The organism is Shewanella sp. TC10 (assembly GCF_009663145.1).
Taxonomy (GTDB): domain Bacteria; phylum Pseudomonadota; class Gammaproteobacteria; order Enterobacterales; family Shewanellaceae; genus Shewanella.
Window position 1 is genome coordinate 1 of sequence record NZ_VKHR01000039.1, and the last position, 21,541, is coordinate 21,541.

Sequence of the window (21,541 nt, forward strand, 5' to 3'; positions counted from 1 at the left end):
TCCGGTTTTACCTGAAGGTTTCGCGACAAAACCAGCTGCAGAGCATCACCAGTTTTGGCAATCACAACAACCAGAATCAATCCCAGACTCTTGGGTTAAATTTAAAGACATTACAGAGTACTGGCTAGCTAAAGGCGTTGATGGCTTTCGTTATGACATGGCTGAAATGGTGCCTGTTGAGTTTTGGATGCTCAGGTTCAATGGCCGGTGATTCAATTGCCCAAGCGCGTGTCGCATTAATTGATATGCTCAATTTGTTAGATGCTCAAGACTATTTCAATATCATTCTATTTGGCTCTGTTCACCATCAACTGTTCAACGAATCTGTTATTGCTGATAGCACAAATATTAGTATCGCTAAGGATAAGTTACAGATACTTGCAGCCAATCTAGGTGGTACTGAAATGCAACCAGCATTAACTGCAGCCTACAACTCAAAAACAATACCCCATTTACCAACCGATATACTGCTCATTACCGATGGTCAAACTTGGAGCGAAGATGAATTACTTGCAAATGCTACGCATTCAGAGCACCGCCATTTTATAGTGGGTGTAGGAAGTGCAGTAAGCGAGGCCTTTTTGTCAAACCTTGCCAATCAAACTGGTGGAGCGAGTGAATTCGTTACACCAAACGAAGAAATGAACAAACGAATATTGCAACACTTTAAACGTATAAAGCAGACTCGTATTTACAACCCTCAATTTAGTCTTAGCGATAAATATGCTGCCCCACTGTGTTTTGAATCAGTTCCCGCCCATAATAGTGCTATTTTTTTAGGCGATACCGTTAACCTACTGTGCCAATATGAAGGGTACCCAGCAGCAATAGCTGATTTTTTCTTTGAGACGGAATGTAATAGCTTAGAAAATGAGAATGAAGTCTATGGCTCGACGATCACGTTATCTCAAAAAGTAAATGACCAAGGCTTACTTGCAAGGCTTGCAGCTCATGACCGTTTAGTGGGACTTGAAAAAACTGAAGCAATAGCACTGGCTGAAAAATATCAATTACTGACCCATGATACGAGTTATATATTAGTTAAACACAACGATAACTGTGGTCAACTTCCTATTCCTGAGTTACAACAAATCCCTCATCAACCTGCTGCCGGGCAAAGTGGATTCGGCTCTGTTGATATAAACAGCTCAAATACAAACCAAACTGTTTATGGCGCACCACCCGTAACTGTAGAGGCTGCAGACCCTTTATCAATACCTGCTTTCTTAAGAAAACAATCAGAAGTTGACGACTTAGATATTCCTGCATTTTTGAAAAACGAAAACAGTCACTCCATTTTATCAAAAGCCAAAAGCATGATTCAGTCATTCACTGATAACAAGAAAACCAGTATACGTTACTCGTCATTAGCTGACGCGCTCAATGAAGAGTTTACACCTGATAACCCAATAGCGCTAAGTGAGCTTGATATCTATGATATTGAAGAAATGGGTGAGACAGAGGAAGTAATAGAAATCCTATACCAGCTTGAAAATGCGGGATATAGCGAACAAAAACTAGTGGCAGCCTGGTTGAGCCTATATAACGAATTTAACTCTGACAACCAGCTTAGCCGCCATGTCACTCGTTTGATAAGAGTGCTATGTAAAGAGTTAGATGTGAATGGAAGTCTTGTTGAAGTTATCAGGATAGAAGTTCTACAGCAAACTGCCGTTGCTAGCCAATAGCAAGGTAAACATAATAGGTGTTCGTTCAATGCTGGCTAGTCATATCCAACTATGCTAGCCAGCCGAAAACGGATAGTGCCAGCCAGAGGTAGTACTAAAGTGAAATTAGAACTTAACGAACAGCAAATTCTTGAAAAATACATCCCCGGAATAAGCCTGCTCAACGAAGAAGATAAAGAGAAAGCACTAGGTGCATGCTCTTCTCTAAACATCTATCAAATCAATGCGGGAAAACAGAAAATACGTGGCAAGGGGCAAGACTACTTTTCAATACATGAACCCTGTCGTACAAGAACAAGCATCTGCGATTTCGCTGATTTGCTAAGCTACGACACTCCACATTGGCAGTATCAAAACCATCACTTCGCAAGCGGTAACGAGGTCGATAAGGAACGTTCCGAAGAACTAGCTGATGCTATGGACGTACCCAAATACTACTCTACTGCACCAGAAGAGTTTATCAGCCAATACAATGGTGATTGGGCGGGCTTATTTATCGAGAATACATTTTACTACGCATCACTATACTCAGCTGTTCACTTCATTCTTAATGCCATCGAAAAGACAGTGTTTTCCTGGATTGAGCAGAGGTATCCCTACCGAATACAAATGAACTCATACTTATGCCAAGAAAATACGCTACGTGAACCTTTATATAGAGTCGAGTTTACAACCAATAACCAAACTAATAATGATTGTGCCCATGACGCACGTATGGCGTATCGTAACTTCGAAAATAGCCTAAGACCGAAACTGAACCAGTACCTAAATACACAAACTCCCGCTACCTATATCATCTATGGCACTGACTACAATGGCAATCCAACAGTCGACCTGATCTGCAAGAATGACAATACGCTAGCATTGATCCGCCCAGCTAGGTTTATAGAAGATTTTATGCCAAAAACACAAAGCCCTGAGTATTTAGACTTCCTCTCAAGGAAACATACAAAGCAAGCCACTGACCGATTGTTAGACTTAGGTTTTTAATTAAGAGGTTTAAATATCACCAAGGTTATTGAATCGCAATAATGAACACATTAGGCTAAGTCTGCTTTTTTAAATAGCGACTGTCTATCAATAGCTATCCAATTAATCTTAAGCGAAATTTCTCGTATATCGGTGTGCAGATTCATTAATCTACAATAAGTATACTAATTAGATGTAAATGTGCTTATTTTATGAGGAGTATATGTTTTTAAACAGGTTCTGTAAGAGTAGGTAGATGTAAGAAAATTTGGCGGTGACGGAGAGATTCGAACTCTCGAAGGGTTGCCCCTTACACACTTTCCAGGCGTGCTCCTTCAGCCACTCGGACACGTCACCATTTCAAATTTTTATCTTGTAGCAATTATCACAAACGCCAAATACTGATTAGTCAATTTAGATATTGATATCAAGATGTTCGTGAACGGACGGTACTTTACGCAAATGCGCATAGTGGGTCAAGAGAAAATCCCCTATTCCCATTCTATTGCGCATTTGCTGCTCAAAATGGTTTTAAACTGAGGTGATTAACCTTGATTACGCCATCTTGATTACGCCATTAAGGTTGGGAACAAGCCTTTTAAGCCCGCAGCAACCACCTCAATGCCAATGGATAACATCAGAAGACCCATCAGACGAGTAATGACGTTAATGCCTGTGGTACCTAATATTTTAAAAATCACTGGTGCGAGCCTAAATAAACCAAAGCTCATTAGGCCAAAGACGACAACCGTTATCGACATTCCGATTAAATCAACCATCTTGTTGTGATCGGATGCAAACACAATCACCGAACTAATAGCACCCGGACCAGCCATTAATGGCAATGCTAGTGGCACAACTGCCACTGACTCCATACCAGACGCTTCACGATCTTCTTCTTGGTTTCGCTTTACTGGACTTAATTTACCTTGCAACATCGACATCGCAATAATCGCAATCAAGCTACCACCAGCGATTCTGAACGCTGACAGTGAAATACTGAACATATTCAAAATATGCTGACCAATAAATATCGTCACTAATAGAATCACAACAACCGCAAAGTTAGCGACTTTGCCAGTGTGGTTACGTTCTTCTTCTGTTTGGTGACTGGTTAAGCTTACAAAAACCGGTAATAAACCCACTGGGTTAATGATGGCAACCAGTCCTAAGAAAAACTTAACGTAAAGCATGAAATCCACAAGCAAATCCTCAAATTATATGGTTTTGTGGTCCAAAAAATAATCGCGCAACTTTACTGATTATTTGCTTTTTATCAAATGAGATTTTTTAAAACTTTGAACCAGTTAATAAAAAATCTAATCTATGAATATATTCGCTTTTTCGAATTAGATTTACTTATGAAAAAGTATGCCTTGAATCACATTTCACCCTTCATTTTCACTCTTGTACCAAATAAACAACGAAGCCCTAACGGTGAAATTTAATTTCAATTTAAGCCGAAAATTATTATTTTTCAGCCTACAGAGTGCAATATTTGTTATAATATTTCTCTTTCTGAATATAAATTACTGTTTAGCTTTTGTTTTCACTTTATTCAATACAGTAAATTGAGGTTTCCCATGGGTAAACGAAATAGAATCAGCCAAAAAAACGGTCAACGCAAAATTACTGGATCTAGAAGAAGGTTAGCTTATTTTCTATGGATAACAAAAAGCGGACATAAATGCCCACCTACCGAACTTAAAATGGCTGACAACAATAGCTAAATCTCCAACGCTATTTAACGACTCAATGATTAAACGGTGAGTTCCACGTTATAAAATCAGACAAAAAAAGAGATGCTTATTAGCATCTCTTTTTGTTTAATCAGAAGTATTCGTATAACTATTTTTTCTCAGTCCAACGATCCATCCAACCAAGTACGTTTTTGTACCATTGTTGTAAGTTGTCTTGGTTAAGGATCCAGTGGTTTTCATCTGGGAACATTAGCAATTCAGAAGGAATATCATTACGTTGCATGTAAGTGAATGCCGCTAAGCCTTGACCGTAAGGTACACGGTAATCTTTTTCACCGTGGATCACTAACATTGGCGTTTTCCAGTTTTCAACATAGTTTACTGGGTTAAACTTCTCATACAGTTCTTTGTTTTCAGTGTAAGTGCCACCAAACTCATATTCAGGGAACCATAGCTCTTCGGTTACGTGATACATAGAACGCATATCAAATAAACCAGCATGGTTAACTAAACACTGGAAGCCGTCACTCCAATTACCTTGGAACCAGTTCATCATGTAACCGCCGTACGAACCACCTAATGCACAAGCGTTATCAGTATCTAGCCATTTCTGTTGTTGACCAACAGCTGCTAAGCCTTTTTGTAAATCTTCTAAAGGCTTACCACCCCAATCTTTTGAGATTGAATCAGTAAATGCTTGGCCATAACCTGTAGAACCATGGAAGTCGACCATCACTACGCCATAACCTGCACCAGCCCAAAGCTGCGCATTCCAACGTCCACTAAATGAATTACCAAACGATCCTTGTGGGCCGCCGTGAACTAAATAAGCAACAGGATACTTTTTACCAGACTCATAATTAGCAGGTTTGATCCAGTAACCATGTACTGTCTCGTTGTTCCAGCCTTTAAAGTTAAACTGCTGGAATTCGCCAAATTGAATCTCGGCAAGCTTTTCTTCGTTAACATTAGTTAAGCGAGTCAGGTTCTCACCTTCCAAACTGATTTTGTATAAATCACCCGGTTCTACTAATGACTTGTTACTGAAAATAATACTTGAGTCAGTGACTGCCACTAAGCTGTTGCTGCCATCATTATAGATAGGACGCACATCACCAAACTGAGTGTTAACTTCAAAGATGCTGACTTGACCCACATCTTGCGCAGTGACATACAAGGTACGGCCATCATCGCTAAAGGTGAGTGAATGAGGGCTGCGATCCCAAAGTGGTGCCACTTCTTTTTCAGCGCCAGTTACAGTGTCACGTAACATAATACGGTAACGATCTGCTTCAAAACCAGGTTTGCTCATCGCTAAATATGCTAATTGACGACCATCTTTTGAATAGGTTGGCTGTGCATCCCAAGCTAAGTTCTCTTCAGTTAGGTTTTCAGCTTCACCACCAGTTACTGGCACTTTCCATAAATCGTAGTTAGTGGTCCAAGCTTGATCTTTACTGGGTGCTTTCGCGCTATAAACAATGTGTTTACCGTCAGCTGTGAATGTGACTTCTTCCATACCAGAAAACGGCTTTGGCGGGGTTTCAGTATCTAAACCAAAAGTAACATCAACGACTTCAGTGACAGGCTTACCATTTAATTGACCGACAAATAAATGATTACGGGCATGGTCTTCCCATGTATCCCAATGACGAACCATCAACTGCTTGTATTCACGGCCTGTAGTCTTTTTGTTTTCTTCTTCTGCAATACGGTCAACAGTACAAGCTAAGTCTTTGCACTCTGGAAAGACGCGCATGTTCATGACAACTTGTTTGCCGTCATTTGATAATTTATAACCATTAACGTCTAACGGTAAGTCTGTGACCTGTAAAGCTTCACCGCCTGATAAAGACAGGTTATAAAGCTGGCTTGAGCCATCGCGAGCAGCAAGGAAGTAAATAGATTTATCGTCAACACTAAAGTTAACGTCATGCTCAGTGCCTTTATGCGAAGTAATTTGCACTGGCTTAGCATTTTTATTGGTCAAATCCAGTAAATATAAATCTGAGCTACTATCGCCCTGCTCATCAATGTGTTTTACCGCATAAACTAATTTGCTGCCATCATTTGATACTGCAGCTGAATGTAATTTATTTAAGTTAACTAACTGCTGTACATTAAATGGGGTTTTAGTTGGCTCTGCTGCTTGGACAGAAAGCGCTAAGCCTGCTGTGGCAAGCGCGAGTAATAGCGAGGATTTTTTCATTTGATGAAGTTCTCTTGTTATTTTTGTGTTTTTTATGGCAATCACACCGCTTATAACATTCAATAAATTCCTAACGGGATCACACGCTAATGCGGCCCTGTTAGATTAGCGTTGTCGAACTGAAAGCACTGTGTTTAAAAATTACTGCTAAGCACAGTACCCAAACAAAAACGCTCAGGCAATAGAGTGAATCAAAAAAATGAGTCAATCTATTTCTGAGCGTGATTTTTTAGTCAATTTGTGCGTTTATACGGCAATAATGCCCATATAATACTGACTTGTTTTTATAACTAATTAGTCTTTAGCGTTAGCAATATTGACTTTCCATATTGCAGGACCCGTTTCATGCGCATTAATACCTTGAGTATCAACAGCTACAGTAACCGGCATATCTTGCACATCAAATTCGTAAATCGCTTCCATACCTAAATCTTCAAATGCGACAACGCGCGATTTTTTGATTGCTTTAGATACAAGGTAAGCTGCGCCGCCCACTGCCATTAAGTAAACCGCTTTGTGCTTTTTAATTGACTCAACAGTTTGTGGACCACGCTCTGATTTCCCGATCATGCCCATCAGACCTGTTTTTTCTAGCATAAGATCTGTGAACTTATCCATACGGGTTGCTGTTGTTGGGCCAGCTGGGCCAACTACTTCGTTACCTACTGGATCAACTGGGCCAACGTAGTAAATAAACTTACCGGTAAAGTCGACGCCTTCAGGTAAACCTTCGCCAGATTCGATTAGCGTTTGAATGCGTTTATGCGCTGCGTCGCGACCTGTCAGCATTTTGCCGTTTAGCAATAAGGTGTCGCCACTCTTCCAAGTTTCAATTTCAGCTTGGGTGACGTTATCTAAATCGACGCGATGGGTGTTTTCACCCGCTTCACGTGTAATCTCAGGCCAATCAGCTAATGATGGTGGGCTTAAATCTGCAGGGCCTGTGCCATCTAAATGGAAGTGAACGTGACGAGTCGCTGCGCAGTTAGGGATCATCACAACAGGTTTAGATGCCGCATGAGTCGGTACAGACTTCACTTTAATATCTAAAACTGTTGTTAATCCGCCTAAACCTTGTGCACCAATACCTGTGCTGTTAGCCCGCTCAAAAATATCTAAACGTAACTTTTCTTCTGTGGTTTCAGCACCGCGCTCCATTAACTCATGGATATCAACAGGATCCATTAACGATTCTTTTGCTAGCACAGCGGCTTTTTCAGCAGTGCCGCCAATGCCTATGCCAAGCATTCCAGGTGGACACCAGCCAGCGCCCATTGTCGGCAAGGTTTTTTCAACCCAAGCTGCAATATCATCTGAAGGGTTTAACATCACCATTTTAGATTTGTTTTCTGATCCACCGCCTTTAGCTGCAATCATCACTTCAACATGGTCACCAGGTACCATATCAATGTGTACTACAGATGGGGTGTTATCACGGGTATTTTTACGAGTACCAGCAGGGTCAGCAACAATCGATGCACGTAACGGGTTATCAGGGTTGGTATAAGCTTGACGAACACCTTCATCAACCATCTCTTGAACCGTCATGTCAGTTTTATCCCACTGAACGGCCATACCGATTTTAACGAAAGTGGTTACAATCCCAGTATCCTGACATAAAGGACGTTTGCCTTCTGCCGACATACGCGAGTTGATCAAGATTTGGGCGATTGCATCTTTTGCAGCAGCACTTTCTTCACGATCATAGGCTTTTGCCATCGCATCAACGAAATCTTTTGGGTGGTAATAAGAAATATACTGCAGCGAATCAGCAATACTTTCGATAAAGTCAGCTTGCTTAATCACGACATTCGCAGAAGAATTTGTAGACATATAGGGGCGCTCCAGCAGCCATTGCGGCATAACTTGTTTTATTTTTATATGAATACAAGATTGAGTTAGAACTGAAAATGTATCTTAATCAGTTAATTCAAAATTACATTCAATTAGCTATTAATCCTTTCAGGGACAATATGATACTCTTTCCAGCCTTTTTGGGCTACATGACATTTTAAATAGGTGTATTAATGGGACAGTTGAGCCAAGACTCTCTTGCTATAACAAAGCTAAATTGGGCATTAGACACCCACACGGTTTTCAGCGTGGTGAGCGATCAACCCTGGGCGATGTTATTAGATTCAACTCAAACCCCACATCAAGATGCCAATTTTGACATCATAGTGTTTAGCCCGATTGCTACCCTTGTCAGTGATGGGTCAAGCATCGACTGGTCAATAGTAACCACAAGACAAACTCAATCTGATATCAACTCCACTGCCACTGCTAATGTTTTTGAAACACTGCAAGCAATGCAAAGCAAGCTTTATCCAAGCCGCTTTAATTGTAAGCTGCCATTTAGTGGCGGCTCAGTGGGCAGTTTTAACTATGATTTAGGCCGAGTCATTGAAAAATTGCCCCAACAAGCCATGAAAGATATTCAACTGCCCGATGTCAACATTGGTTTTTATGACTTTGCTTTATTGTTTAGCCATCAAGAGAAGTGCTGGTATGCCACGCACTACCTTGGCAATAACGCCTTAAATATTGAAGTGAAAAAATTTGAAGCAAAACTTCATGAAGTACATAACACCAGTAAGCAATGCCAGCAGAACAATGCATTTAAACTAACCTCGACTTGGCAAAACCAAACCACAAAAGCGCAATATCAGCAAAGATTTGAACAAGTTCAAACCTACTTACATCAAGGTGATTGCTATCAAATCAACTTAACTCAGCGATTTAATGCCAGCTATGAAGGCTGTGAGTGGCAGGCTTATTGCGCTTTATCAGATGCCAACAAAGCCCCTTTTTCAAGTTTTATACGCTTAAAAGATCATTGTATTTTATCAATATCCCCTGAGCGGTTTATCCAGCTGACAGACGATAAAGTCTCTACAAAACCTATCAAAGGCACGTTACCGCGCGGTAAAACGCCGCAAGAAGATAATGCTAATGCCGCTAAGCTTAAAGCATCACAGAAAGATCGCGCCGAGAACGTGATGATTGTGGATTTACTGCGTAATGACATCAGTAAAGTCGCTACTGCAGGTTCTGTGAGTGTTCCTAAGCTATTTGATATTGAAAGTTTCCCAGCAGTACATCATTTAGTCAGTACAGTGGAAGCCACCCTTGCCCCTCAGTATGATGCTGTCGATTTATTAAAAGCGGCCTTCCCTGGTGGTTCAATTACTGGCGCACCTAAAATCCGCGCGATGGAAATTATCGAAGAGTTAGAGCCATCAAGAAGAAATATCTATTGCGGAAGTATTGGTTATATTAGCCAAGATGGCCATATGGACACGAGCATCACCATCCGCACATTAGTCACCGAAAACAATACCATCTATTGCTGGGCTGGCGGCGGCATAGTTGCAGATTCCGATGTGGATGCTGAGTATCAAGAAGCCTTTGATAAGGTCAGTAAAATTTTGCCCGTGCTTGAGCAGGTTAATCAATAACATCTTAAAACTATTGGTTATTCTCAATCAACTCATATTAATACAAGGCCAGCTAATCATTAATTTGCGGACCTTGATTTAACATAAAATTGAAAGCCGTGAAAATATCAAAGATAATTAAGCCTTATTTTACACAGTTACAAGATATGCAATAAAACGATTCTTCTAATCTAATTAAAGGCTCTCTAACTGCGTTGTTTTCAACAAGAACATTTAAAGAGAAAGAACAGTTAGCTGGCCATTATTTATTAGAATATTTTTATAAGTTTCTATGGGATACTTTATGATTAGTTGAGTAAATCTGACTCAATTCCACTTTCTTTTAGCAGGTTAAAAATAGGTCTTGGTAAGATAAACAAGGAAATTGCCCCCTCTTCAACCGATAATAATGCTTGCTTCGGAAACCACGCCATAGCCAAATCTATAATCTGCTGAAAGTAATCTGCAGTTTCATTGCTAAAAACCTCATCCAGATTAATCTCACCTATTACTTTTTCATTTAAACTAATCGTTAATACATCATCTTTAACTTCATCTTGGTAGCTAACACTATCAAGCTCGCCACGTAACTTAACTAACTGCTCTAAGGGGTCAATAAAAACTGAGTAAGGTGGGCGAATATTATCTAAATCCTCAATATCAAATAACGTAATCGTTTCGGCTTCAAAATACTCCGCTAAACAGTCTATGATTTCACTTCTATCTGTCCCATCAAGGAGTAACTGCTTAAGTTCATCTTCTACATTAATCTTATTGTTCTCAATATCCACTTCATCAGCTTCATCTTTTGAAAAGTATTCATCGTCTGTTAGGTACTTACCCGCCTTGGCATTCGCCCAAATGGTTTTCCATTCTGGGGCAATCTCGTCTGAATCAAGTTGCTTAAACCAAAGCTCTGCGATTGTTTGAAACGCCGCAGAATATTGTAGCCTTTGCAGGTAAAACTGCAGGCTAGTTGCCAGCATCCGCCCCAGTATGTCTTCAGAATCATCCCATCGCATTTGTCTTCTATACATTTCTGTAGAGAGATATTGACTTAAATGACAAAGATGCTGAATAGAGAAAGCATTAAAATATGGCGCGAATGGTTCACCCTCTTTATTATCTTTAATAATCCCCCCCAACTTATCAATAGAAAATAACGCTCCGCTATTTAACGGCCGAAGCGCTTCAAGCCGAGCTGGCTCAGCCTGTTTAACATAAGCGTCATCGAGAAACTGCTGATTTAAGAATAAAAACTGATAAAGTAGTTGCTCACGCTGTAAAAAAAGTGACTTTACATTTTCAGTCGCATTTAATGGCGTCGACAATCGACTTCTATTTTTAATTAATAAATAGCTAGTGCTGATACTGCCCAGCATTGATTCTTCACAGCGGGCTTCAGACTTGATGCGCTGAAACTCTGCAAACCAAACGTTAATATCATCTGATGGGTGCCACGCTAAACAGTAGATAAGCGGTACAGGTTCTGCCCATGCAATATCTTCTTGTTTACGTATTCCCTTTAGAAAATAGGGCTCCATATATTTAACTTCTTTTTTAGAGTATTGGTGCTCTAATAGGCATTTTTTTAACTCAGCCCATAATACCTTACGAGCCTTCATCCATTTTTTATCTTCCACTTTCCAATACATGTTCTACTACTCCACCGCGTTAATTAAGTCTTCCATACCTTCCAGCAAGTTATTATCTAAAAAGTCTTTCATTAACCTATTTGATTAAGGAGTAATATTGATTAAAAATGCCATTAAATCCCTTTTAGAAAAAGATTAATTTAAACATAACACCTATTTTAAAAATACAACCCAGAAATTGTTTTCAGGAATATCTATTGACGCTTTAATATTTGAAATATCGTAAGTTATCATCTGATTTCTGGCCTAAGTCACTCATTCTAATTAACATTAAACAAAATCGATTTATCGAAAAAATGGCAGCAGAATTTGCTTGACGATGTTTATCAAGCTTATCGGCTCATCTAAATAAAAGCGTAATTGTCTGAAAGACATTAGCGTGGGGGCCATGTTATTTATCTTCGCCAATGTTGTCATAACCTGCATATTATTTATTTTCGTTATGTTACTCGGTTGCGTATTGACTGGTTCTAACTTCTTCAACTCGATCCCTTAACGCTTGAGGCATTTCAGGTTCATTGATGGCATCAATAATGTCTTGCGCCAACTTAATCTGTTTGGGATGTTTTTCACCTGTTGAAGCTAAAAAAGTATCAAGATCTTCAATAAGCCACACGATTCCTTTTTCATCTTTATACTGTTCAAAACTTAACTTAACTGCAGATTTCCATATATCTATCTTATTCACACAGATATCGGTATCGAAACGTTCTTTTCTAGTCAGAAAATCCCCCCAATCATAGCAAGGATCCATACAAAACTTTCTAACAAGGAACTCTCGCTCGCATTCACCTTCAAGCTCAATATACTCCTCTAAGGTCTGAGGCATAAAAACTTGATCGATTACCCACTCCCGACCATTAAATAGGCTAACCCCTTTATAAGGTATCTTGTGCCTATGCTGCGCAGAAGAATAAAAAGTGTTTCTATCATTCATCCTATAGGCAGGCATATCTGAATAGATTTTTTTTTCTTCACAATGGCGATGAAACACTTGTTTTAATGTGTCCGTGTTTTCACTTGGATGCAGCCAGAGCTCAAGAAGTAAACCACTCCTTATCTTATAAAGTGTTTCAAGCGCATTGTTATCACCGGTGAGAAAGTAGCTTTTTAAACAGTTTAATTCTTCTTTAGATAAGTCTGTAACCTCAATCAAAGCCTCAGAAATATTAAACCGATACTGCGGCCACTCTTTTTTACGCTGCTTCATCCACTCTTTGTCGTCACACTTCCAATCACTCATTAAAACTCCACTTGCAGTAATTAACTCGTTTATTTCTCGGCATCTATCCCACCAAGCAGATACGCTTTTAGACAATTTTATATATACCCGTCACCCATTTAAAAAATAATTAACACATATCAACGACATCTTTTAATTCTATGGGCTCCCAAGCAAGCGCCCTATCGGACAGCCATTGTGGATCTTTTAATAACCATACTTCTTTATGAAAACTAAACTTTGCCATTCAACCCACCATAATCTAAAAATCACTTGATTTCGGATTAGCATCTTCCTAGAAGTTAATACTGAATTAAAACCAATTTTCAATAGCTTAATGGATTTACATTAAAGATTCGATAGCTCTTTTAGGTAGGTTTTAAGTCTTTACTGATTAAGTTTGATCAGGAAGAAGATAGATTGATCAGGATTAATATCAATGACTAACAGCCATGTGCTCAAGATGCAAAGCTCGCAGATTGTTATATGTGCGAGCTTTGTTTATCAAGCCTTTAGATAATTAACCTTAACTAGAGTAAAGCTTTTCTAAATACTCTTGCGCGACTTTGTGCCAAGTAAATCGAACTTCACTGGCAGATTGTCTCATGGCCAAATACTCATCTGGGTTGTCATTGTGCATGGTTAACGCTTGCTCGAGAACTAATAGCAATTGCTGGGCTTGATGTTGTAAATTATTGCCTTCAAATAACCAGCCATTATGTTTATCTGCAATCGTGTCCCTTAGGCCACCAACGCCATGAGCAATACACACTTGGCCATGTTTCATGGCTAATAATTGGCTTATTCCACAAGGCTCAAAACTGCTTGGCATCATAAACAGCTCACCATATTGATATAGGCTGGTTGATAAACTGTCATCGTAACCATTAAGAAATACAAAGTTATCGTTGTTTGCAGCGGCTTTTTGAAACTCTACGGCAATTTGTTTATCGCCACTGCCCAAAAGAATAAATATTGCTTTAGGTTTAGCTTGTTTTAGTCGCTGTAAAACTGATTGTAAAATGGAACCTGAATTACCGTTAGCTTGCCTTAGCAATAACACTTTTTGATCGGTTAAACGCCCTACTGATGTCATTAAAAAATCACAGGCTACACTTGGCTTTGATTGTTTTGCCATCAGCATTTGTAAGCGTGTTAAAGCAATTTGATCGACGGCTTTTACATACTCAGATTTACCAAGCCACTTGATAACGGCTTGCTGAGAATTTTCAAATACTTGTGCAATTTGTTTGCTGGAAACAGGCTTTACAGATTTAGCGACTTTCGACACTTTCGACACTGTACTTACTTGAGACGCTTGAGACGCTTGGTTATGAGACGCTTGGTCATGAGTCGCCTGAGTTTCATAAATACAGCCATTAAGTATGCCGACAACGTCACCTCGATGATGTTTATCCAGCAATGAGCCTTCTAAACCTTCACCGCCAAAAAAACCGTTTTGGTGATCGGATGCCATTAATACTTCATTGGCATAGGTCGGCGAGACTAAATGGACCTTATCACTGAGTTCAATGCCCATTTTCATCGGGTTAATACAATGAGGATAACGTGGGTCACTGATTTGCGTTTTCTGTGCTTGAGTTAATTTCATCGTTAACTCAGGGAACCATGCCGTAAATGAGGACACATCTTCTCGAATTGGACGAATGCCCTGTAAGGCTAAATTATGAATAGAAAACACACAAGGTAAGGCTTTAAGCTCTGCATATTCAGATGCAAAGGCACGAAGCATCACTAACATTCCAGCATGCCAATCATGCATATGCAAGATATCAACTGGGGCTATGACGGCATCGATATAAGCTTGTGCTACGGCTAAGTTAAACAAGGCAAACTTCGTGGCATCTTCTGCAAACGGACGGTCTGGAGCGCCTTCGGTATACACTTGGTTATCTGGGCTATTAAATAAATGATGATCAAACAAATAAACTGAGTTAGTTAACTCAATACTTTTGCCTTGCGTGCTTTTATCTTGCAAGCCAGTCGCTGTTAAAAATGGCGCAGGCATTTTATAGACATCGATTGTTTCAAGATTGGCGCCAAACTTTACCACGACCTTAGCAATAAACTCTGCGTTGTTGTCTTTGGCAATGAAACCATAATTAGGCATTGCCACATCAACACACACATCAACTTTGGCGAGTGCTGGTGGTAAGTCACGGATAACATCGGCCATTCCACCAACTTTGGCCCCTTTTATTGCATCGTTCTCTGCTGCGATCATCAACACTTTTTTCACGTTGCTGGTTACCTTTTCAATATTTTATTTGGAACTTATTACGTCGATAGCGATATCTAACTAACAAGCGGCTACTTAATTAAATAACCGCTTACTGAGTCAGATTTACTCGTAACCTACTGGCAGTCCGAGCATTTTACGGGTGACTAAAGTGATACCTTTTTCAGAGACTCTAAAACCACGGGCTAAGTCTTGCTCGCGGCTATAGCCTATTTCCATGCCTTCTGGGATCACGCAGCCACGATCGATAATCGCATTTTGAATTTTGCAGTTTTTAAGCACCACCACATCTGGAAGCAACACTGAATCTTTAACCAATGAATAAGAGCAGACTCTTACTTCATCAAACAGCACACTGCGTTTAACTTTAGCGCCCGAAATAATACAACCGCCAGAGACAATAGAATCCACTGCCATACCGCGACGATCATCATCATCAAAAACAAACTTTGCTGGTGGTAATTGTTCTTGATAAGTCCAAATCGGCCACTTGGCGTCATACAGATTTAACGCTGGGGTTGGCGAGAGTAATTCCATGTTAGCTTGGAAGAATGAATCTAAGGTGCCTACATCACGCCAATACGCTGGCTCGTCTGGTACTGCACTGGTAAACGGAAATGCAAACACATTGGCTTCTTTAATGATTGCTGGAATAATGTCTTTGCCAAAGTCTCGGTCAGAATTCGCGTTGTCAGCATCTTTTCGCAGTTGATCAAACAAGAATTTAGTATTGAATACATAGTTGCCCATTGAGGCTAAACAGAACTCTTCGTTACCCGGAATCGATTTAGGCAGCTCTGGTTTTTCTTCAAAACCAATCACTCTTTTATCTTCATCCACTTCCATCACACCAAATGAGCCTGCCGCTTCTGGAATTGGGGTTTCTAAACAACATACTGTCATGTCAGCACCAGATTCAGCATGGGCTGCGAGTAAACCTGCATAATCCATACGATAGACATGGTCGCCAGATAAAATCATCACGTATTTAGGTATTTCATGGCGAATGATATCGATATTTTGAAACACCGCATCGGCGGTGCCTTCATACCAATTTCCAGAGGTTTGCTGCGATGCAGGTAATATCTCTACTGATTCACCCAGTTCTTTTTTAAAGTGGCCCCAACCACGGCTAACATGACGTATCAAAGAATGAGATTTGTATTGGGTAACAACCCCAACACGGCGAATGCCTGAGTTAATGCAATTAGATAATGGAAAATCTATAATGCGGAATTTACCACCAAAATATAAGGCAGGTTTTGCACGCCAATCGGTTAACTCATGTAAACGAGAACCTCGTCCACCAGCTAAAATAAGCGCATAGGTATCGCGGGTAAGATTACTAATATAACGAACATTCGACATAAATATTAACTCCTAACTGTACGACTTTGGTTAGGGGCTGCAACTTGTAGAAAACGCATTTCTAGCAAGCTAACAAGCCCTTTAGCTATCTGATGATTATTTGGCTAGCCAAATTTCGTCACGATATGCACTAATAGTGTTGTCACTTGAAAAACGTCCGCTTGCGGCAGTATTTCGAATACTCATTTGAGTCCAATGCTGTTGATCAGCATATGCTTTAGACACTTGGTCTTGGGCAACTTTATAAGCTTCGAAATCTGCGGCGATCATCCATTGATCAAAAGGATCTTCGATAGCATGAATAATGCTGTCGAATATTCCCGGTTCCACTAAATTGAAATGACCACTCTTAAGCATGCTTAACACTTGATTAAGCGCGGTCGATTGTTGAATAAATTGTTGAGGGTTATAGTTTGTTTTAAGTTGGCTGACCTGGTCTGCATTAAGGCCAAACAGGAAAAAGTTTTCTTCCCCTACTTCTTCAAGCATCTCGATATTAGCGCCATCGAGTGTGCCAATTGTCATCGCCCCATTCATCATGAACTTCATGTTGCCAGTGCCAGATGCCTCTTTACCTGCCGTTGAAATCTGCTCCGACAAGTCGGTGCCTGGACAAATTTTTTCCATGGCACTGACGTTATAGTTTGGTAAAAATGCAAACCTTAGATATGGCGTCACTACCGGATCTGAATTGACCATATGGGCAACATTATTAGCAAGCTTGATGATTTGTTTTGCCATTGCATAGCCAGGTGCTGCTTTACCGCCGATGAGCACACAGCGTGGTTGTAACCCTTCGGTGTCACCGGCCACTATTCTTTGATATAAATGAATAACATGCAAAATGTTCAGTAACTGACGTTTGTATTCATGGATCCGTTTTACTTGCACATCAAACATCATGTCAGGATCAAACGAGACATCACATTTCTCTTGTACCAGTTTGGCTAAATCGACTTTGTTGTCGTATTTAACTTGCTGCCACTGCTTCATGAATGCTTTGTCGTCTGTAAAGGCATTAAGTGCAGTTAACTGGGTTAAATCAGTAACCCAAGTGTCACCTAATCGACGTGTGATTAAGTCCGTTAAACGGGGGTTACAATGTGCAAGCCAACGCCTTGGCGTTACGCCATTGGTTTTGTTATTAAACTTATGCGGCCATAGTTGATAAAAGTCTTTGAACAAGCCTTTTTTAAGCAGTTCGGTATGTAATCCGGCAACACCATTCACTGAAAAGCTCGCAACAATGGCAAGGTAAGCCATGCGTACATGCGGTTCAGGGCCTTCTTCAATAATCGACATACCAGCTAATTTGTCGTTATCACCAGGCCATTGATGGGCAACTTCTTCTAAGTAGCGTGCGTTGATTTCGTAAATAATGTCTAAGATACGAGGCAACATATTTTTTAGCATGCGTACTGGCCAGCGTTCTAGTGCTTCAGGCAATAATGTATGGTTAGTGTAAGCAACGCTTGTTGAGGTGATGTCCCATGCTTGCTCCCAACCTAATCCATAACTGTCCATTAGTAAGCGCATCATTTCAGGGACAGCGATACTTGGGTGAGTATCATTTAACTGCATGACATTCAGCTCACTAAACCGGCTAAAGTCTTGGCCAAATACATTAACGTAACGTTGTAATATATCTTGAAGGCTTGCTGAGGATAGAAAGTATTGTTGCCTTAAACGCAGCTCTTTGCCGTTTTCGCTAGCATCATTTGGATACAGCACCATGGTAATTTGTTCAGCTAAATTTTTACGGGCTACTGCTTCGGTATAATCACCATCATTAAACTCGGCTAAATCAAAATCATCGGTAGCTTCAGCTTTCCATAATCGTAAAGTATTAATGCGGCCATTTCTGAACCCTGGTACAGGCATGTCATGGGGAACAGCTTGAACGTCTTGGGTATCAACCCATACATAATGGCGATGTCCAAGGGTGTCGACATAGGATTCGGTATGGCCGAAAAATGGCACTGTAATGGCGTGATTTGCCATGCGCTCTTCCCAAGGGTTACCTTCTCTTAACCAACGATCAGGTTGTTCGACTTGATAGCCATCCACTAACTTTTGCTTAAACATGCCATATTCATAGCGAATGCCGTAACCCACGACGGATAGATCAAGGCTTGCACAGCTATCTAAAAAACATGCTGCTAGTCGACCTAAACCGCCGTTCCCTAAACCTGCATCTAATTCGGCTTGTTGTAGTGTTTCGAGTTCAGCAGAGTACTCTGTTAATGCTTGATGGGTTTCTTGCTCTAAATCTAAGCTAAACAACGCATTACCCAATGTACGACCCATTAAAAACTCTAACGATAGGTAAGCCACTTGCTTTTGTTGGTATTCATTGTCTTTAATACGTGTTTCGCGCCATTGCGGTAAAAGCTGTGACTTAACCGTTGATGCCAATGCACTGTACATATCATTTTCAGCTAGCTCGTCTCGGCATAATGCTCCATGAAATTGTCGCTTAAAGGTTGCAGCCAATGTGTCACAGGGATCGCAATCACTGGTGTTATTTTTTTGACTAGTCGATTTCTGGGAAGTCGCTTTTGCCTTTGAAACCCTTTTAGTCGTGCCTTTTACTGCAGGTTTCGGTTTGACTTTGGTTGTAGGCTTTTTCTTTACTTCTTCAACGTTATCTTCAGCGGCTAGATCACTTGCAGCAGCTTTTCCTTTAGTAACTGGCATCGATACACTCCTTTATTAAACCTGTTTAATTTCAATTCAAAAATTGGTTATAAATTTGGAATAACAATATTTATTGGTGTTATTAGTCTTGTTACCTTTCTATGTTTGATCTTTTGGTTACTCAACATGCTTAATGACATGCATGAAACAGCATTAAGCTTCTGCCAAGTAGCGTTAGCTGATGACTACAGGCGAAACTTGGCTGCTTATTATCGTCAGTAGCTGCGTCATCTAGAGCAGTAATGGCAACCTTAACTTTGCTTTGTTCAAGTAACTCTTCAATGTCGGCATTGTTAAGCTGCTGGGTATTAATCAGCGGTTGCCATTGGTTAAAGCCGTCAATCACAGGCAACACAAACTGATGAGATTTTTCATCAGCATTGAGTAAAAGAAGTAACGCTTTAGGATGTTGATGTGGTGGTTGGGTTTTACTGGTTAACACAACGGCAAGCGTACGAGCTTCAAATTCGCTCCACTGACGTTTAGCCATTGGCTCGCCATGACGGCTATACCAGATAAAACCATTATCGTACTGCGCTTCAGGCTGATGAATAAATTCACGATGACATAAAATCGGAAAACGCTTTCGTACCTTAATCAGTTCAGCAGTAAATTCCACCAGCGACCAATCGATGTTCTGCCAATCTATCCAGCAAATACGGTTGTCTTGGCAATAAGCATTATTGTTACCTTGCTGACTATGGCCCATTTCATCGCCACTCAATAACATCGGCACGCCTTGAGATAGCATCAAAGTGGTTAATAGGTTTCGTTGTTGGCGTGAGCGAATATTGAGAATGTCAGGGTTATCTGTTTCCCCTTCTACGCCATAGTTATGACTTAAGTTTTCATGATGGCCATCGCGATTATCTTCGCCATTGGCTAAATTATGGCGATGCTGATAACTGACTAAATCATTTAAGGTAAAGCCGTCGTGGCTGGTAATAAAGTTAATACTGGCAGATGGATTACGGCCGTGATGTTCAAAAAAATCACTAGAGCCATGAAAGCGCCTCGCAAACTCAGGCAACATGCCATTATCGCCACGCCAAAAACGGCGCATAGTGTCACGATAGCGATCATTCCACTCACTAAATGCTATTGGGTAATTACCTAATTGATAACCGCCGGGGCCAATATCCCAAGGCTCGGCGATTAACTTAACCTGACACAGAACAGGATCTTGAGATAAGGCATCAAAGAAACCGCATCCAGGGTCAAAGCCATAGGTTTCTCGTCCAAGGCAACTGGCTAAATCAAATCGAAACCCGTCTACTCCCATGACTTCTACCCAATAACGGAGTGAATCCATTATCAATTGGAGTACTTGTGGGTGATTAGAATTAAATGTATTGCCGCAACCTGTATCATTAATATACAAACGCTGATCATTTGAGACTAAGCGGTAATAGCTGGCGTTATCAATTCCGCGAAAGCTTAATGTAGGCCCGAGTCGATTGCCTTCTGCCGTATGGTTATAAACAACATCGAGAATGACTTCGATATTGGCTTCATGGAATGTGTCCACCATTTCCCTAAATTCAGCGACTGTGTCACCACTTAAATAACTAGGGTTAGGCGCAAAGAAACCAATACTGTTATAACCCCAGTAGTTACTCAGTTGCTTTTCGAGTAAAAATGGCTCATTAAAAAAACTATGTATCGGCAATAGCTCAATACAATTCACACCAAGTTGTGAAAGGTACTGAATCGCGCTTTTAGACGCTAACCCAGCAAAGGTGCCTTTAACATCATCATCCACTTCGTGGTTTAACACACTGAAGCCTTTTACATGTGCTTCGTAAATAATGGTTTTTTCTAACGGAATATTTGGACGATTAATAGGCTTTTGTTTTAAAGCGCTATCGTCTATTACCACACATTTGGGCATAAACGGCGCATTATCAATTTTACAAAAAGATAGATCTGATTCGTTACTGTCTAATACATAACCATAATTAGCATCGTTTGGTTCTAGTCCACCCAGTAGTTGCTTAGCATATGGGTCGAGTAATAACTTATGGTGATTAAATCGATGACCTAATAACGGCTCAAATGGACCATAAACTCGATAGCCGTATAAGGTTCCAGCTGTTATCCCTTCAATGAATCCATGCCAGATCTGTCTGGTTTTTTGAGTCAAACAAATCTGCTGCTCATTTAAGCCGAACTCATCAAAAATGCATAACACCACTTTAGTGGCGTTAGCAGAAAACAAGGCGAAATTTACCCCATTAGTGGCAACAGTCGCACCTAGCGGATAAGGCTTACCAGCTGATAAGTTTCTATTTTCTAGAGTAATTTCAGGATCTGCTTGAGCATGAACAGTAGACATA

The 21,541-nt window shown here is 40.4% G+C and carries 12 protein-coding genes, 1 tRNA gene and 1 pseudogene; 4 read left to right on the forward strand and 10 right to left on the reverse strand.

The window, feature by feature from the left end:
• From FNZ24_RS13755 to FNZ24_RS13765, 3 genes and pseudogenes are all read left to right on the forward strand, one after another.
• A pseudogene (locus tag FNZ24_RS13755) lies at positions 1-187 on the forward strand (hypothetical protein); the annotation flags it as partial.
• A gap of 13 nt (positions 188-200) precedes the next feature.
• Positions 201-1,688 (forward strand): VWA domain-containing protein, encoded by a 1,488-nt coding sequence (locus FNZ24_RS13760; RefSeq protein WP_194945065.1) that lies wholly within the window; start codon positions 201-203, stop codon positions 1,686-1,688.
• Between the two features lie 75 nt (positions 1,689-1,763).
• On the forward strand, positions 1,764-2,678 hold the full coding sequence (locus FNZ24_RS13765) for a hypothetical protein (protein ID WP_228768492.1): 915 nt from the start codon (positions 1,764-1,766) through the stop codon (positions 2,676-2,678).
• A gap of 248 nt (positions 2,679-2,926) precedes the next feature.
• Here the strand turns inward: FNZ24_RS13765 and FNZ24_RS13770 are convergent.
• The 4 genes from FNZ24_RS13770 to FNZ24_RS13785 form a co-directional block, all read right to left on the reverse strand.
• Positions 2,927-3,014: transfer RNA gene (locus FNZ24_RS13770), tRNA-Ser, on the reverse strand.
• Between the two features lie 212 nt (positions 3,015-3,226).
• Entirely contained in the window at positions 3,227-3,859 is a 633-nt protein-coding gene (locus FNZ24_RS13775; RefSeq protein ID WP_153915236.1) for a YchE family NAAT transporter, read from the reverse strand.
• Between the two features lie 646 nt (positions 3,860-4,505).
• Entirely contained in the window at positions 4,506-6,566 is a 2,061-nt protein-coding gene (locus FNZ24_RS13780; RefSeq protein ID WP_153915238.1) for an alpha/beta hydrolase family protein, read from the reverse strand.
• A gap of 294 nt (positions 6,567-6,860) precedes the next feature.
• The gene (locus FNZ24_RS13785; RefSeq protein WP_153915240.1) at positions 6,861-8,399 is read right to left on the reverse strand and encodes a fumarate hydratase; all 1,539 of its coding nucleotides are present in this window, start codon (positions 8,397-8,399) and stop codon (positions 6,861-6,863) included.
• A 194-nt stretch (positions 8,400-8,593) separates the two neighbouring features.
• Between FNZ24_RS13785 and pabB the strand changes: the two genes are divergently transcribed.
• Positions 8,594-10,024, forward strand: coding sequence for an aminodeoxychorismate synthase component I (gene pabB / locus FNZ24_RS13790; protein WP_153915242.1), 1,431 nt, complete (start codon positions 8,594-8,596; stop codon positions 10,022-10,024).
• A gap of 287 nt (positions 10,025-10,311) precedes the next feature.
• Here the strand turns inward: pabB and FNZ24_RS13795 are convergent, their stop codons facing one another.
• The 6 genes from FNZ24_RS13795 to glgX all read right to left on the reverse strand — a co-directional run bounded on the left by FNZ24_RS13795 (position 10,312) and on the right by glgX (position 21,540).
• Positions 10,312-11,658, reverse strand: coding sequence for a hypothetical protein (locus FNZ24_RS13795; protein ID WP_153915244.1), 1,347 nt, complete (start codon positions 11,656-11,658; stop codon positions 10,312-10,314).
• A 445-nt stretch (positions 11,659-12,103) separates the two neighbouring features.
• Positions 12,104-12,901 carry a hypothetical protein gene (locus FNZ24_RS13800; protein WP_153915246.1) on the reverse strand — a complete coding sequence of 266 codons (798 nt, stop codon included), beginning with the start codon at positions 12,899-12,901 and terminating at the stop codon, positions 12,104-12,106.
• 505 nt (positions 12,902-13,406) lie between these two features.
• The gene (locus FNZ24_RS13805) at positions 13,407-15,125 is read right to left on the reverse strand and encodes a glycogen synthase (protein ID WP_153915289.1); all 1,719 of its coding nucleotides are present in this window, start codon (positions 15,123-15,125) and stop codon (positions 13,407-13,409) included.
• Positions 15,126-15,245: 120 nt separating this feature from the next.
• Positions 15,246-16,508 carry a glucose-1-phosphate adenylyltransferase gene (glgC, locus tag FNZ24_RS13810; RefSeq protein ID WP_153915248.1) on the reverse strand — a complete coding sequence of 421 codons (1,263 nt, stop codon included), beginning with the start codon at positions 16,506-16,508 and terminating at the stop codon, positions 15,246-15,248.
• A 96-nt stretch (positions 16,509-16,604) separates the two neighbouring features.
• Complete coding sequence (locus tag FNZ24_RS13815; RefSeq protein WP_153915250.1) at positions 16,605-19,205, reverse strand: glycogen/starch/alpha-glucan phosphorylase; 2,601 nt, start codon at positions 19,203-19,205, stop codon at positions 16,605-16,607.
• Positions 19,206-19,335: 130 nt separating this feature from the next.
• Complete coding sequence (glgX, locus tag FNZ24_RS13820) at positions 19,336-21,540, reverse strand: glycogen debranching protein GlgX (RefSeq protein WP_153915252.1); 2,205 nt, start codon at positions 21,538-21,540, stop codon at positions 19,336-19,338.
• Position 21,541 lies beyond the last annotated feature (1 nt).

Bases quoted from the DNA above. Each gene is read 5' to 3' on its own strand.
- FNZ24_RS13760 (WP_194945065.1), top strand. From the start codon at position 201: ATGGCCGGTGATTCAATTGCCCAAGCGCGTGTCGCATTAATTGATATG.
- FNZ24_RS13780 (WP_153915238.1), bottom strand. From the start codon at position 6,566: ATGAAAAAATCCTCGCTATTACTCGCGCTTGCCACAGCAGGCTTAGCG.
- FNZ24_RS13785 (WP_153915240.1), bottom strand. From the start codon at position 8,399: ATGTCTACAAATTCTTCTGCGAATGTCGTGATTAAGCAAGCTGACTTT.
- pabB (WP_153915242.1), top strand. From the start codon at position 8,594: ATGGGACAGTTGAGCCAAGACTCTCTTGCTATAACAAAGCTAAATTGG.
- FNZ24_RS13795 (WP_153915244.1), bottom strand. From the start codon at position 11,658: ATGTATTGGAAAGTGGAAGATAAAAAATGGATGAAGGCTCGTAAGGTA.
- FNZ24_RS13800 (WP_153915246.1), bottom strand. From the start codon at position 12,901: ATGAGTGATTGGAAGTGTGACGACAAAGAGTGGATGAAGCAGCGTAAA.
- FNZ24_RS13805 (WP_153915289.1), bottom strand. From the start codon at position 15,125: ATGATCGCAGCAGAGAACGATGCAATAAAAGGGGCCAAAGTTGGTGGA.
- glgC (WP_153915248.1), bottom strand. From the start codon at position 16,508: ATGTCGAATGTTCGTTATATTAGTAATCTTACCCGCGATACCTATGCG.
- FNZ24_RS13815 (WP_153915250.1), bottom strand. From the start codon at position 19,205: ATGCCAGTTACTAAAGGAAAAGCTGCTGCAAGTGATCTAGCCGCTGAA.
- glgX (WP_153915252.1), bottom strand. From the start codon at position 21,540: ATGTCTACTGTTCATGCTCAAGCAGATCCTGAAATTACTCTAGAAAAT.